Raw genomic sequence first — 15088 nt, 5'->3', positions numbered from 1 at the left:
TCAGGTCGTCAGCCTTCCAACATGTGCGACGGCGCAATTTATGCTGCAATGGAGAGGATGGAATATGAAACATGAATATGATGTAGGCGTTGTGGGCTATGGTCCCAGTTCTGCTGTCCTGGTCAATCTGCTTTTGGAACAGGGGCTTAGCGTCATTGTTTTCGAACGGGACGAAGATATTCCGACCAGCCCGCGCGCCGCGCACTTTGATGACGAATCCTTGCGGCTGTTCCAGACGATCGGCGCTGCGGATGATCTGGCGGAGTATTTCAGCAAGTCCAAGGACTATGGTGTCTATAATGCGCTCGGCAAGCGCGTATGGGGATTTTCGGCCATCGGTCAGGTGCCTACAGATCAAGGCTGGTTGAGCGATTACTGGTTTTTCCAGCCCAGGGTGGAACGCTATCTGCGCGCCAAAAACATAAAGCAGGGCGCAACCGCGCTTTTGAACCGTGAAGTCATCGACCTGACTGAGCTGCCCGACGGTGTCGTGATTACCCACAAGAACACCGACGATGAAACCGGAACGACGCAGCAGCAAACCTCTGTGCGCTATGTCGTGGGAGCCGATGGTGCGAAGTCATTCGTACGCAAATATATCGGCACGTCGATGGAAAAGCTGGCGCCGAGCCAGCGATGGATGATCGTTGACATCAAAATACACGCAGGCATTCCAGTAGAACTGGAAAGCGAGTCCTGGACCAGAGTGTCTCCGAACGAGACGATCACTTATGTACCCATGCCGGAAGACATTCAGCGCTTCGAATTCTCCATGAAAGAGGACCAGAGCGAGGATGACGTGAAAAGCCCGGAAGCTATTACCGAATTCATCGCCAAATGGTTCCAGCCTGACGAATATGACATCCTCCGCGCCGATGTCTACCACTTCCATTCGCTGGTGGCTGACGAATGGAAAAAGGGGCGGGTCCTTATCGCTGGCGACGCCGCCCATTTGAATCCCCCTTTTCTTGGTCAAGGCGTATGCGCCGCATTTCGTGACGCGGCAAATCTTGCCTGGAAACTGGCCCGCGTCGTACGGGACGGAGCATCCGAAGCGTTGCTCGATACTTACATGACAGAGCGGCGGCCCCACGCGCGCGAAATCGTGAAGATCGCGGGCGAGGTCGGCAACAAGATCGCCTGGATGGCATCTGCCAGCCCGGAAGAACTCAATGCCATGGGCCGAGAGGATTACAAACAAGCAAAACCTCCTCTCGGACCGGGCGTGTTCGACGGCAACTTCACATCCGCAGGCGTGCGCGCGCCTCAGCCTGTCCTCAGTAATGGCCGTATGCTCGATTATGCGGTGGGCTATAACTTTGCTCTGGTCGGTGACTCCGCGCTGATTTCTGCCATATCTTCTTCCAGCATGGCCGCATTAAAGGCCTTGAGGGTCGTGATCCTCGCCGACGACTGCGATTCAGTGCGGAATGCCACTGCTGCGGTTGGTGGAAAAGTGATGTTTGTTCGTCCCGACCGGTATTTGATCGGGGTGGCGAACTCCATCAGCGAAATTGAGGCAATGGCCATTCAGGCGGCCACTGCTCTTGGATCGACAGTCGCCGCCTAAGGTCAGGATCTGTTGGTTGCGTGATAGAGGCCCGGCCCAAATTGTCACACTCTATTTGGGTCAGCATGGCTTCGTTATCGGACAGAGAGGGTCGCGGGATGCATAACCAGCGTTCCCGCGCCCCCCTATGTTCGCCATTCTGAAACAAAGCCAGTGCTCATGTCGGCCGATCCGCCCGGGTAAGCGCTTGTGGATCAGAAAGCATCATGCTGAGGCCCGTGGCCAGAACCAGAGCGCCCACAGGTATAAATAGCAGGCGCTCTATACCGAAATGCTCGACGATATAGCCCGCCGCAATGGGGATCATGCCGCCGCCTACTATCTCGCCCACACCAATCACTAGTCCCGACGCCGTTGCCATCAGGGCCGCCGGGACAGCTTCGGCCGAAACCGGCCCCACGGCCAGCGCGATCGCGGCGTGAACTGAGAAACTCACCATGAACAGCAGGATGAACAGCACCACGGGGTTCGGGCCCATGTTCATAAACAGGCTCAGTGCGATTAGTCCGGCAATGCACGCGCCACTCATTACATGTTTGCGACCCAGACGATCGGATGCGGACATTAATATTACCGTCCCAAACGCGGCCCCGATGCCGACGGAGGACATCACGACACCCATTTCGTTGAAGTTCAGTTTCATGTGATCAAGGAGGTAGCTTGGCAGGAACGCACTGACAATGATGATGCAGGTAAGATTGCACAGCATGAGGCCCATCGCCAGACGCACATTGCGCTGTTCAATCACCGTGCGCCAATCGGTGCTGTCACTGTCGGTAACTGGGGTTTCATCGACATTTCCTGGAATATAGCGCCCCATAAGCCAGGCGACTACGATACCGGGCGCGGAGAAGATCACGAACACCCAGCGCCAGTCGATCAGGTGCAGCAAACCGGTAATGGCCAGCGGTGCGAAGCCAAGCCCGCACAGGATGGCCGCCATTTGTTGAATGCCTGAAGCCCGACCATGATGGCGCGGCTCGGAGCATTCCAGCGTGGCGGCGACACAGGCCGGCGTGTAGGCACCGTCGAAAAGTCCCATCACAATCCGCACAGCCAGCAGCCCTAGCAGTCCGTTCGCGAGTCCGCTCGCACCAATAAGCAACGAAAAGGCAATCATCGACCCAATCAGGACGCGCTTGCGACCAAGTCGATCGGCCCGGTTGCCCATGATCAATGCTGCACTGCCCCAGGCAATCGAGAGCGCGCCGGCTATCAGGCCGATGTCGCTGTATTTGAGGTTCAGGTCCTTCGCGATGACCGGAAACATGGTTGAGATCATAAAACGATCGATGCCCACCAGCCCAAAGCCCAAGGCTAAAATGGCAATCGCCCGCCAATTGGTGCGCACAGCGCCTGCTCTGCTACCCGGGTTTAAAATAACTATGGCACCCTCCCTCAACAAGGCGGGGTTGCGCCCCGCATTTTTGTTATAAGCGTTCCGTTACCGCCACGTTCCCCGAACTGGTTTCAGGGATGATTGGCCTTTGTCACATTGGCCGCTCCAGTGCTGGAAAGGCTATTGTTCGCGGTCATATTCATGAACAGAGACGGAAATCGTCTTGTTTGCGATGGCATCCATCAACGATTGCCCTGCGGTATCGGCCAATGTCGCAAAAAGACGGCCGCTTTCGTCCGTGCAACACGCAACCGGCAGGGTATCGCCTGTGTCGATGGTGCGAACCACCTTGCCTTTGCTGATCAGCACAATCTTGTGCGCATAAAGTGTGCAAACCCAGACACCTTCGGCCGTTCCCCACAGTCCGTCAGGCGCCGCTTCCGGGCTAACCAGTTCGGCAAGGTCGGCAAAAACTTCCCTCCTGCTCAGCTTGCCGGGTGCGTCAACCTGAAAGGAAACCAGCCGTTTGGCCGTAGTCTCCGCCGCGACCAATGTCCGGCCGCCGTCCAGAAAGGCAAGACCATTGGGAAAGGCTACGTCGTCGGCTGCGACATGCGCGGAGCGGTCGGCGGAAACAAATATCAACCGGCCGGGGCGCGGCTGCTCGCCCTTGTGCAGGGAGTAGGCAACATCATCGACATAGAGATTTCCGTGTTCGTCACCAATCAGGTCGCCCACCGGACCCACATCCAGATGGCTCAGGTCCGCATAAGGACCCCATTCGCTTCCGGTCCACATACCGATGCGCCGTTCGTGCATCATAGCTGCAACCAGTCGCCCATCGGGCAGGAACCATAATCCGTTGGACGGGGAGGGGACGGGTATCGATCGCCATTCGCCGGATGCGTCGGTCCACAGTTTGGAACCCTGGGTGTCAGACAACCATAGCGCACCGTCGCGCCATCTTATGCCTTCACCCCACAACATGCCGGAATATTTTTTCATGTGGGTCTCCCTGTTTGCTCAAGGTGTCGTCCGCTTTGACTATTGAATGCCCGTCACCGTCCCTCAGAGCCGACCATGTTCGGCCTGTATATCAAAGGCGGCGACAAAGCGGGAAACCATGTTGTAGGCAGCGATGAGGCCGACGAGATCCACAATGTTCTCGGAGCTTTCAAAGGCATCCACCGCAGCCTGAAACGTATCATCCTGAACCTGCACATTGCGCGTCATTTCAAATGCAAGACGCGCCGCCGCGCGTTCCTGCTGATCGAATAACGCCTCGTCAGCAAATGTTGCGGGCATGTCTTTCAACGCATCCAGTTGGGCTTGTCGGCCACCCGCAGCCAGAAATCGGGGGGCGTGACTGATGACCTGATAGTCAACCTCGTTTGCAATGCCAATTACGCACATCACAAACTGGCTCAGCCTTGTCGGCAAGGACAGGTCGGCAATCAGCATCCGGCTAAAATCATTCCAGCCTTTGGTAAATGTCGGGCTGTGGAGCATCAAAAGGTCCATCTTGAGGAAGGACCCTCCGCGCCGCTCCCTTACGGCGTCGGCGACCGCAATTGCTCCAAGGTCGTTTTCTCTACAAAGCGCGATTCTAGCCATCTTGCTCTTCCTTTTTGCCGGAGCAGCCAAAGCGGTCGGGGCAATCGCCGGGCGCTGTATCCGCAATCTTCAGGAACTGGGCATCAGGTCCTCGCTGGGTGCGGGGGACCAGATTGCCAGAACGTCCTCCTCCAGCGGGACATTGTCCGCCTCGTGCTCGTCATTTACCATATCACCATCGTTGCAGTGCTCGACGCGGTTGCCAAACGGGTCACGCCAGTAGTCGAATACCTCGCTGCCCATGATATGGCGTCCGATACCCCAATCGTGGGAATAGCCCTGACTTTTCAGATGATAATGCCCTAGCATCAGATCGTCCCAGTCTAGCGTGACAAAGGCGCTGTGGTGAAAACCTGCCTGTGGAGCCTGGGCGAGTGCAATTGTATGATGGTCGGTATAGGCCGAACCCAGTCCGCAATGCAGAAAAGCGACCACAGTGTCTGCCGGGTCGTTTGTGTACAGGCTGTCCGACATTTCCATACCCAGCAGGTCGCAATAAAAGTCCTTGGCCGCCGTGTAATTTGGTCCTTCAAGCACGGCGTGTTCCACGCGCGATATATGGGACGCTCCTCTGGGCGGTCTTTGGAACGAACCCAACCGCTTCGCGCATTTTGAATCATTCATCACCAAGGGTTCCCGGACGGGCAATGGGTCAACATTATCCTGCCCATAAAGCAGATCGACCCTCATGCCATTTGGATCGGTCAACACGGCACGAACGCCGCCGCCCGGCTCGTCCGATGGCTCGGTCTTCACGCCTGCTCGCGTCGCGATCGCTTTCAAATCCTCAAGGCTGTCCACCCGCAGACCCACACCGACAGGGCCGGAATTTTCACCCAGTTCCGTCACATGGATGTGATGTTCGCTGCCGGTCCCGCGCATATAAAGAGCAGACGGGGTTCTGGACGAACGCGTTAGTCCAAAGTCGGTAAGGAAACGCTCCATCAGATCAAGGTCCGGTGCCAGATACCGGACGTATCGAATTCCAGTCACGCCTGCCATCTTCGTCTCTCCATTCGAAAATCATGCGCCTTGCGAAAATAGCACCCGGTTACGCAGTACGCCTATTCGCTCGATTTCGAGTTCGACCACGTCCCCGTGACGGAGCGCCTTGTCCAGCTCCAGCCCGCAACCGCCCAGCACTGTGCCCGACCCAATAACCTCGCCCGCAAAAAGCGTTTTGCCGCGGCTGAACTGCACCAGCGCATCTTCCCAACTATGATGCATGGTGCCGGTCGATCCCGACGACCAGACCTCACCGTTAATTCGTGCTGTCATCTGGAGATTGTAGGGATCTTCAAATTCATCAAGCGTAGCGATGCAGGGACCAAAGCTGTTCGCGAAATCCTTTGCTTCGCCGGGACCGAGCTTGGCTTCCATAAAGGGAAATTGCAGGTCGCGGGCCGACCAGTCATTAAATATGGTGAAACCAAAAATATGGCTGCGTGCGGCATCTTGCTGGATGTCTTTACCACTCGTGCCGACGACACACGCCCATTCAAGCTCATAGTCGGCCCATCCGGGCTGGACCGGCCAGTGAATCTCATCGTCGGGGCCGAAAACATGCAGATGGTCGGCGTTATAATAAATGACCTGCTTGTAGAATTGTTCGTTCAACCATGTCCCATCCGGGCCTTGGGGTGTCGGTTCGGGTTGTCCTGCCGCTTTTGCCTGGGCTTTGGCAATCTTGCCAGCAGACACTTCCATGTGCTCCAGAAACAGGCAGCAGTCGCGTAACCGTATCGGCCTTTGCAGCGGGGCGAGAATTTTGGGCGCAGTTGCCAAGGATTGGGCTGGTGCTGCTTCGACCAGAGCGCGCGCAGCAGCCAAGCCCTGCTCTCCGGCTTCGATCAGCGCCTGCATGGATGAAGGAAAATCCGTTATTCCCTCCAGCGATGCGGCGGCGGCCAAATCCAGAACCTTATCCACAACAAGTGCCCCAAGACGGGGACCGGTTCCGTTGTCGAAGGTGACAAGTCTCATCTTACACTTCCTAACTAAACATATCCTGCGCAGGCTCGCGGCGTTCTTGGCCTGCTTCTCGCCGGTTCGGCACTAACGAAGCATGTCAATCGCCAGGACCTGATCAACGACGGGCAGTTGAAGCGCAGCTTTTTGACCAGAATGGATTGGCCGCGATGGCACGACTTCTTCCGGTTTAAACCGCAAGCGGAGGGCCAGCGCTCCGCTTGCGGTTCTCTGAACAGGTAATTTCACCGCTGGCGCCTCAGACGCATTCTTCCGCTTCGGCGAGTGCTCTGGCTATCTTGTGCGGCTCCAGTTCGGGATATCGGGGGGCAGTGCTGGGAACCACCTTGTTCTCGGTCGCTCCGAGTTTGTCGATTTCGCAACGGATAAAATCACCGACCCCGATATGGGCCTGTGGGATCATCGCGTGACCGACGCCCTCTGGCGTGCCTGTCAGGAGAAGGTCGCCCGGCTCAAGCGTATATGCGGTCGAGACATATTCGATCATTTCCCAGACATTATGGATCAACTGCTCCGTGTTCGAATTCTGGCGCAATTCACCGTTCACATACGTCCGAACGCCCAGCGTGTGCGGATCACCGACCTCATCGGGAGTGACGATCCACGGGCCTATCGGTCCGAAGTTTTCAAATGACTTGCCAATGAACCAGGTCTGGGAATGCAACTGCCAGTCGCGGGCGGAAACGTCATTGGCGACGAAATAGCCGAAAACATGCGCAGGTGCCTCTTCCTTGGAAACATAGCGGGCCTTTTTGCCAATTGCGACGCCCAGTTCGACCTCATAGTCGAGCATCCTTGTCACGCCAGGATCGATATCAACATTATAGGGCGACAGGCTGATGGTAGATTTGTTGAACCAGACCTGATGCTCCGGAGGCACAACGCCCAGACGGACGCCTTCCTTGCAATGTTCAAGATAGTTCATGCCAATAGCGAGGAAATTGCGCGGCCGTTCCATCGGGGCCAGCAGTTTGGCACCTTCGAGGGCAACGGTGGGCTGTGCCGACACCATTCTGTCACGAAGCCGGTCCAGTGCCTCGGGACCTGCGGCGGCAAGCTGCTGCATTTCGGTGAATTCAGGTAGCAGATCAGCAATCCGTATGATTCCATCGCCGGAAACGACGCCGATCACCGGCTCGCTATCGACTTCGTACCGTACGAGCTTCATTTCACTCTCCAATTGTACGCGCGTGCGCTGGTTTACCGTTTGCTCTTATCAGGCAAAGCGCCAATCTGGGGCGATTAGAAAACCTTGCGGGAGATACCTGAAACTGGATTACGCGATTGTCCAAGCGACCAGGCCGTGCGGCAATTGCAGGGCTTTGGGGACGGCAGCTTTGTGGAATTTACCGGAGCTGGCTTTGCAGCGCGTGATTATGCGCGGTTTTTTTACCATCAAAGAGAAAACCCGGCAGTTCAAAAGTCTGGGCGCTTAATATGGTTAGCGCTATGCGGGTTGGCCGATTATGCTGAGCGACGGATCGGATCTTCCGCCGCCTTCGCTATGATGCTTATACCCGAACGTCGCTCCCTGGTTATCGTGCGCCGCATGTTGGCGTTCGGAGGGAAACTCTCTTTATGATCATTTGGTACAGGGTTCTGCCTGCTGACGCTGGACGCGAACTGCGACACGGCACTGTTTAAGGCCGCCGCCGCAACCAATGGATTGCGGCTCAAGATCCAGCATCTTGATAGCGAAGCGGTGCGTGCGCAATATGATCGGAAGCTGACGCTGATTCGCCCAGAACGGCATGTCGCCTAGCGAGGCGACGGGCTTGCGGACGACAGCCGATATCTGATCGATGTTGTGCGCGGTGCTGCCCAGTATCGCTGAGATTTTAATGGTCATGCGCGCCACGTTTGTGGGATCTCGCTGCATTGCGAACCGAAGCTATCAAGGGTGGATTTAGAATCGATGTCTGAAAACTTGGTTGGGAAGGGCTATATAGTCACCGGTGCGGCAGGCGACATCGGCGCGGCAACTGTTCGTCTGCTTCGGGATCAAGGTGCTCGCGTTGTTGCGCTGGACAAGCGCCGGGACGCCATACACACACCTGACGATCACATTCCCAGCGATCAGTTGAAGGTCATTTCATGCGATGTGACCGTCGAGAAAGAGGTCGCTGCAGCCCTGGACGGCGCTCAGCAATTTCTGGGTTCTATTGACGGTATCGTGAACGCTGCGGGGATCGAGGGCAATCGGTCTCCAATCGACCAATGTTCAATGGAAATGTTCTCTGCGGTGATGGCTGTGAACGTCACTGGCGTATTTCTTTGCATGAAACACGCCATTCCGCTGGTCCGGAAGCGCGGTGGATCGATTGTAAATATTTGCAGTACCGCGGGTTTCAAGGGCGTGGAAGGCATGGCGCATTATGTCGCGAGCAAACACGCGGTGCTCGGGCTGACCCGAAGCGGCGCTCTCGAATGGGGCCGGCACGGTATCCGCGTCAACTGTGTTGCACCCGGACCGGTGGAGGGGCGAATGCTTGCATCCATTTTTGCAGAGAAAGCAGATGATCCCCACTGGCCGACGCTAGAAAGCCGAAAGGCGAGTAATCCATCGGCGCGGTTCGCCGATCCGGCTGAGATAGCAGCCGTTATCGCTTTTCTGCTTTCCGATGCCGCCACATTTGTGAACGGGGCGATGTTCCCGGTTGATGGGGGTGTGTCGGCACTTTAGGTGTTTGCTCCAGCGCACCTATTCCGGCGATCAACCGCCATTCGGCGCCTTCTGCACCTTCCTCATCCAGACGACGGCAGCGATCAGCAATACTGCGGCAAAACAGCATATGCTTGCCAATCTGGCAGGGCTGTAATCGGCAGGGGAAATAACCAAAGACGCTAACAGCGGGCCAAGCGCGACCCCAAGTAGCTGAGCGGTTCCTGCAAAAACCGCTGCGCGCCGGGTGGGATCGGCGTCGATCGAAAAGGCGATATGGAACGGCAGGCTGAAGAACCAGCAGAACGCGAAAGCGAGCAGGGCCGGTATCCACAATGAGGCGCTATCGCCAGTCAGAGTCACGCCCACGGCGATCAATTCCATGGCGGTAGTGAAAAGGACCACCCGCGTTGCGTTCAAACGAGCCGCCAGCGTAATGGCCGCGACACCGGCCAAGATCTGGGCACCCGTCGCGATCCCGACGACGAATTGCATCGTATTGATCGGAATTCCCGACTGTTGGCCAAGCGGTATGGAATAGATCCAGAATGCGAAAACACCCATCATGCTCAGGCAGATGCCGACCAGTCCCGCCACACCGAGGGGCGGTGGCATTGCCGTGCCGGTTCCGCCCGCAATCCGCACATACGCACGGGGGAGAAAACGCACTGCCGCCAGCAACAGGATATAGAAGCCGACCAGAATGAAATAGCCCGCGTCGGCCCCGAAGCGCGCGATAGCAAATTTGCCCAGCACCAGAGAAATCAGGAACGTTAGGGTCGAGTTGCCAGCGACAAAATAGCCAAAAATCCGCGTCGGTAGCTCCGAACGCGCCAAGAGGCATAAAAACAGCCAAAGCAACACCCCATTACTCACGCCGGCAATGCCGCGAGCCACAACGATGCCCGATGCGGGTAGAAGGATCGTCATGACGTTGGCAGCCAATCCCGAAGCAATCGCGATGGCGGCGATCCCTCGCAGGCGTTCCGGGGATTGCCACGCACCACCGATTGCGGTTGCAAGGACGATGCCGAGACCTTCTACGGTGGCAGCCAACCCCATCGTGGCTCCGTTGATCCGCCCTTCGGACAACAGCGATCCAAGCAATAGTGGTTGCAGGGGAGCTATGATTCCAACGACAATGGCAATGACCAGAACCGACGCTATTTCGGTTGCGCGGAAAGATTGTGCTTCCATGGATTATGCTCACCCTCGCCTGTTCGTTGGGTCGGAGAATAGAATGGCTGAGCGGGTTTAGATACGCGTTGTCTTCCCTGTGCATTCCGGTGCTCTGACTTTCGACCCGATCATCCTTCCGAATGGGGCGAGGAAGCCGGTCAGCCGGAATGCACGCCCGTGCGATTGGCGCGGGATGAGCCAGGTCGGTGCTCTCCATTACAATGCCGCCCAACATAAATGTGCTGGGCCTTTAGGGTTTTTGCTCACCTTGAACCGGCAATTTTTGGGCGATGCACAGCGCGAGCGTGTCTGAAAAACTTGATTTCCGCCACGGGGCTTTGCCTGCCGGATATCCCTCGCGGGATGTCACGATCGGTCGATCCATTGAGGGATTCTAGCTACATTGGCAATGCCGTTTTATATACTACTGGCCTCAGTGCGAAGCTGGTAGTGACCTGCGCGACCCCTTCGATCTTAGTGAGCTTCTGTCGGAGAAAATCCTCGAACGCATTCAGGGACTCAACCAGGACGCGCAGTTGATAGTCGGCGTCGCCGGTCATGAGATAGCACTCCATAACCTCGGGGAAATTAGCCACGGCTGTCTCAAAGATGGCAAGGTGTCGATCGTCCTGCTGGTCGAGGCGGACACGGACGAAAGCCGTCACCGCCAGTCCGACCGCTTGCGGATCGACCAGCGCCACGTAGCTGGAAATAGTGCCGCTGCTTTCCAGATGCTTCAGGCGGCGTAGGCAGGGCGACGGCGACAGACCGATCTTTTCCGACAACTCCTGATTGGTGATGCGCCCATTGCTCTGGACCATTTGCAGAATCTTCTTATCGGTGGAATCCAAAACCGACTTTTCTGGCATTATCCACCCAAAAAATGCAATAATTGTGATTGATCTACCAAGATATAGTATAAAGTTGGTGGAATTTGCAAGGACATGCTCCGCCTGATTGAATTATCTGGCAGTTTCCATCTTTAGGGAGCAGGTTCTTGGCTACAATTGCGTCCGACCGGCAAGATGTCATTGATAATCTAGACCTGCTGGAGACCCGCCTTCGATGGCTGTCGTCATGGACGATCCACAACGCGAACCATATCCGGCCCAAGCGGGACGGGCTGAAGGTGGGCGGGCATCAGGCCAGTTGCAGTTCGATGACGGCGATCATGGCGGCGCTCTATTTCCATGCACTGGGCCCTCAAGATAAGGTCGCGGTCAAGCCACACGCGGGGCCGGTGCTTCACGCGATCCATTATCTGCTCGGCAACCAGTCGCTGGATAAATTGCGGCGCTTTCGCGGGCTGGGCGGGGTGCAGAGTTATCCGTCGCGCACAAAAGACTCCATCCCGGTCGACTTCTCGACCGGCTCCGTTGGCCTGGGCGTGGCGGTGACGGCCTTCTCCTCGCTCGTGCAGGATTATCTGATCGCGCATGGTCAGGTGCGCGAGGAGGATGCCGGCCGCATGATCGCGCTGATGGGTGATGCGGAGCTGGACGAGGGCAATATTTACGAATGCCTGATCGAGGGCTACAAGCACGACCTGCGCAACTGCTGGTGGATTGTCGATTATAACCGCCAGTCGCTAGACAGCACGACCGCGGAGCGGATGTTCCGGCGGTTCGACGACATCTTCGAAACCTGCGGCTGGCGGGTGCTGACACTTAAATATGGCAAGTTGCAGCGCGCGGCGTTCGCGCGGCCGGGCGGCAAAAGCCTCGAGGAGTGGATCGATAATTGTCCGAATGCCGACTATGCGGTGCTGACCTACAAGGGTGGCGCGGCGTGGCGCGAACGGCTGATGGCCGACATTGGCGGCAAGCCCAATGTGAAGAAACTGCTCGACAGCTTCGACGACAATGCGCTTGCCGCTTTGATGACCAATCTGGGCGGCCATTGCGTTGAGACGTTGGTGGAGGCGTTCGATAGCGCCCAGGACGACAAACCCACGCTGTTCATCGCCTATACGGTGAAGGGCTATGGCCTGCCGCTTGCCGGGCACAAGGACAACCACAGCGGCATGATGAACCCGCCGCAGATCGCGCAGCTGCGGTCCGACCTCGGCATCAAGGAAGGCGAGGAGTGGGAACCCTGGGGCGGACTTGGCGATAATGTAGCGGCGCAGCTTGCCGCATTCGTTGCGCAAAGCCCGATAGCACGGGTGAAGCCCGAGCCAGTTGCGCCTGCCGTCGTCGTGCCCGCTATCCCGGCGCCGGAGGGCGAGGAGCATTCGACCCAGGCGGTGTTCGGGCGTATATTGCTCGATCTCGCCAAATCGGGCCATGAACTGGCAGACCGGATCGTAACTACCGCGCCCGACGTCACGCAAACCACCAATCTGGGCGCGTTCGTCAACCAGCGCGGGCTGTTCCGGCGGCAGGAGCTGGCCGATGTGTTCCACAAGGCGAAGATCCCGTCGGCACAGAAATGGGCGCAGCATGCGGCGGGCCAGCATATCGAGCTGGGGATCGCGGAGAACAATTTCTTTCTGATGCTTGCCGCATTGGGATTGTCCGCTTCGCATTACGGCACGAGGCTGATCCCGGTCGGGACGGTCTATGATCCGTTCATTGCGCGCGGCCTCGATGCGCTCAATTATGGCTGCTATCAGGATGCGCGCTTCCTGCTGGTCGGCACGCCTTCGGGCATTACGCTGGCGGCGGAAGGCGGCGCGCACCAGTCGATCAACACGCCGCTGATCGGCATGGGCCAGCCCAATCTCACCAGCTTCGAACCGGCCTTTGCCGATGAACTGGCGGTGATGATGGAATATGCGTTCGGGCATATGCAGCGCGACGACGGCAGCAGCGTCTATCTGCGCCTCTCGACCCGCTCGATTGCGCAGGTCGCGCGCGCGGATGACTCATGGAAGCAGGATGCTCTTAAGGGCGGTTACTGGTTAAAGCAGCCCGGAGCCAATGCCGAGGCCGCGATCGTATTCAGCGGTGTGGTCGCGCCCGAAGCGCTGGCCGCGTGGGAGCAACTCGCCGAGGATATGCCCGGCTTGGGCCTGCTCAACATTACCTCGCCCGATCTGCTCCATCGCGGCTGGTCGGCGCACAGGGCGGCGCGCTGGACGGGCGGGGCGGATGAGCCCTGTCATGCCGAGACCTTGCTCTCCGCGCTGGCACCCGGCGCAGGGCTGGTGACGGTACTCGACGGATCACCCGGCGCATTGTCATGGCTGGGCGGGGTCAAGGGCATGCGGGTCAGCCCGCTCGGTATCGACCGCTTTGGCCAGACCGGCGACCTGCCCGATCTCTATCGCACTTACCGGCTGGACGCCGACGCCATCGTCGAAGCCGCCGCTGAACTTTTTCTGGAACACTGACATGGCAACCGAACTGAAGATGCCGGCGCTCTCGCCGACGATGGAGAAGGGCACGCTCGCCAAATGGCTGGTGAAAGCGGGTGATGTCGTGAAGGCGGGCGATCTGATTGCCGAGATCGAGACTGACAAGGCGACGATGGAGTTCGAGGCGGACGAGGAGGGCGTGGTCGCGCAGATCCTCGTGCCCGATGGCAGCGAGGATGTGGCGGTCGGCACAGTGTTGGCGCTGCTGGCGGAGGAGGGTGAGGTTGCTCCAGAGCCGGTGCTGGAAGAGGCGGTAACTGCCATCGCCGGCCCGGTGGAGGAGGCCGCGCCTCCGCCTGCTGCAAAGGTTCCGGCTGTGACGGATATCGCTCCAGCAAGCACGCCGTTTCCCCGCGCGCAGTTTGCCGACAAGGTGAAGGTCAGCCCGCTCGCAGCGCGAGTGGCTCACGCCAAGGGCATCGATCTCGGAGTCATCACCGGCACAGGCCCCAATGGCCGGATCGTGCGCGCGGACCTTGGCCTGCCCGCCAGCATTGCCGCGCCGGCTCCATCAGCACCGGCATCGTTTACGCCCGCGCCAGCCATCGCCATTGCACCCCCGCCTGAAGGCGTGCCGGTCGAGACGGTCAAGCTCTCGGGCATGCGCAAGACCATCGCGCGCCGCCTCACGGAATCCAAACAGCAGGTTCCCCACTTCTACCTCACCGCGCGCTGCAATCTCGATCCGCTGCTCAAGCTGCGCGGTGAGCTAAATGCGGGGCTGGAAAGCCGGGGCATCAAGCTCAGCGTCAACGACATGCTGATGAAGGCGCTCGCCATGGCGCTGGTTGCGGTGCCGGACGCCAATGTCCAGTTCGGCGGCGATGTGCTGCATCGCTTCAGCCGCGTCGATATATCGATGGCGGTGGCGATCGACCGCGGGCTGATCACGCCGGTCATCAAGGGCGTCGACACGCTCTCGCTCTCGGCCATCGCGTTGCAGGCGAAAGAGCTGGCGACCAAGGCCCGCGACGGCAAGCTCGCACCGGAGGACTATCAGGGCGGCACAGTCTCCCTCTCCAATCTCGGCATGTTCGGCATCGACGAGATGTTCCCGGTCATCAATCCGCCCCAGGCCCTGATCCTCGGTGCAGCCGCAGGCATCGCGCAACCCTGGAACGTGAACGGCGAAATCAAGCTTGCCACCATCATGGCCGCCACCGCCAGCTTCGACCACCGCGCCATCGACGGCGCTGTCGCCGCCCAGTTCATGAAGGCGTTTAAGGAGCTTGTCGAAAATCCGATAACGATATTGGGATAGGAGAGGGGACATGCTCCTTAACAGGCTGCGGAAATAGTCTGCCTACGGTCCGACGCCTTGGCTGATTTTCGGGATGTTGATCGTTTGGGAGGCGATTTGGCGTCGTTTTTCGGGAC

At 58.2% G+C, this 15088-nt stretch carries 13 protein-coding genes; 4 read left to right on the top strand and 9 right to left on the bottom strand.

The window, feature by feature from the left end; translation table 11 throughout:
* The first annotated feature begins 64 nt into the window (after positions 1 to 64).
* Complete coding sequence (locus FHS92_RS14865) at positions 65 to 1570, top strand: bifunctional 3-(3-hydroxy-phenyl)propionate/3-hydroxycinnamic acid hydroxylase (protein ID WP_184081539.1); 1506 nt, start codon at positions 65 to 67, stop codon at positions 1568 to 1570.
* A gap of 157 nt (positions 1571 to 1727) precedes the next feature.
* Here the strand turns inward: FHS92_RS14865 and FHS92_RS14860 are convergent, their stop codons facing one another.
* From FHS92_RS14860 to FHS92_RS14830, 7 genes are all read right to left on the bottom strand, one after another.
* Positions 1728 to 2921 carry an MFS transporter gene (locus FHS92_RS14860; protein ID WP_343056745.1) on the bottom strand — a complete coding sequence of 398 codons (1194 nt, stop codon included), beginning with the start codon at positions 2919 to 2921 and terminating at the stop codon, positions 1728 to 1730.
* Positions 2922 to 3089: 168 nt separating this feature from the next.
* On the bottom strand, positions 3090 to 3914 hold the full coding sequence (locus tag FHS92_RS14855; RefSeq protein WP_184081538.1) for an SMP-30/gluconolactonase/LRE family protein: 825 nt from the start codon (positions 3912 to 3914) through the stop codon (positions 3090 to 3092).
* Between the two features lie 63 nt (positions 3915 to 3977).
* A complete protein-coding gene (locus FHS92_RS14850; protein ID WP_221231100.1) occupies positions 3978 to 4523 on the bottom strand; it encodes a carboxymuconolactone decarboxylase family protein in 546 nt (181 codons plus the stop codon).
* A gap of 69 nt (positions 4524 to 4592) precedes the next feature.
* Complete coding sequence (locus tag FHS92_RS14845) at positions 4593 to 5525, bottom strand: VOC family protein (protein WP_184081536.1); 933 nt, start codon at positions 5523 to 5525, stop codon at positions 4593 to 4595.
* A 21-nt stretch (positions 5526 to 5546) separates the two neighbouring features.
* Positions 5547 to 6434, bottom strand: a complete 888-nt coding sequence (locus tag FHS92_RS14840; RefSeq protein WP_246352030.1) for a fumarylacetoacetate hydrolase family protein — start codon at positions 6432 to 6434, stop codon at positions 5547 to 5549.
* Between the two features lie 316 nt (positions 6435 to 6750).
* Complete coding sequence (locus FHS92_RS14835; protein ID WP_184081534.1) at positions 6751 to 7680, bottom strand: fumarylacetoacetate hydrolase family protein; 930 nt, start codon at positions 7678 to 7680, stop codon at positions 6751 to 6753.
* A 414-nt stretch (positions 7681 to 8094) separates the two neighbouring features.
* Positions 8095 to 8370 carry a hypothetical protein gene (locus tag FHS92_RS14830; protein ID WP_184081533.1) on the bottom strand — a complete coding sequence of 92 codons (276 nt, stop codon included), beginning with the start codon at positions 8368 to 8370 and terminating at the stop codon, positions 8095 to 8097.
* 57 nt (positions 8371 to 8427) lie between these two features.
* On the opposite strand from FHS92_RS14830, the gene FHS92_RS14825 reads away from it, so the two are divergent.
* Positions 8428 to 9195 (top strand): SDR family NAD(P)-dependent oxidoreductase, encoded by a 768-nt coding sequence (locus tag FHS92_RS14825; RefSeq protein WP_184081532.1) that lies wholly within the window; start codon positions 8428 to 8430, stop codon positions 9193 to 9195.
* A 30-nt stretch (positions 9196 to 9225) separates the two neighbouring features.
* Here FHS92_RS14825 and FHS92_RS14820 read toward each other — a convergent pair whose 3' ends face one another.
* Both FHS92_RS14820 and FHS92_RS14815 read right to left on the bottom strand, forming a co-directional pair.
* Positions 9226 to 10371: an MFS transporter gene (locus tag FHS92_RS14820; RefSeq protein WP_184081531.1), complete on the bottom strand. Its 1146-nt coding sequence runs from the start codon at positions 10369 to 10371 to the stop codon at positions 9226 to 9228.
* Between the two features lie 380 nt (positions 10372 to 10751).
* Positions 10752 to 11222: an Lrp/AsnC family transcriptional regulator gene (locus FHS92_RS14815; protein WP_184081530.1), complete on the bottom strand. Its 471-nt coding sequence runs from the start codon at positions 11220 to 11222 to the stop codon at positions 10752 to 10754.
* A gap of 128 nt (positions 11223 to 11350) precedes the next feature.
* Between FHS92_RS14815 and FHS92_RS14810 the strand changes: the two genes are divergently transcribed.
* Both FHS92_RS14810 and FHS92_RS14805 read left to right on the top strand, forming a co-directional pair.
* Positions 11351 to 13687, top strand: a complete 2337-nt coding sequence (locus FHS92_RS14810) for a transketolase (RefSeq protein ID WP_184081529.1) — start codon at positions 11351 to 11353, stop codon at positions 13685 to 13687.
* A 1-nt stretch (position 13688) separates the two neighbouring features.
* Complete coding sequence (locus FHS92_RS14805) at positions 13689 to 14972, top strand: pyruvate dehydrogenase complex dihydrolipoamide acetyltransferase (protein ID WP_184081528.1); 1284 nt, start codon at positions 13689 to 13691, stop codon at positions 14970 to 14972.
* Positions 14973 to 15088: the final 116 nt, after the last annotated feature.

The organism is Sphingobium subterraneum (genome assembly GCF_014199435.1).
GTDB lineage: Bacteria > Pseudomonadota > Alphaproteobacteria > Sphingomonadales > Sphingomonadaceae > Sphingobium > Sphingobium subterraneum.
This window is presented reverse-complemented; position numbering and strand designations above follow the sequence as displayed.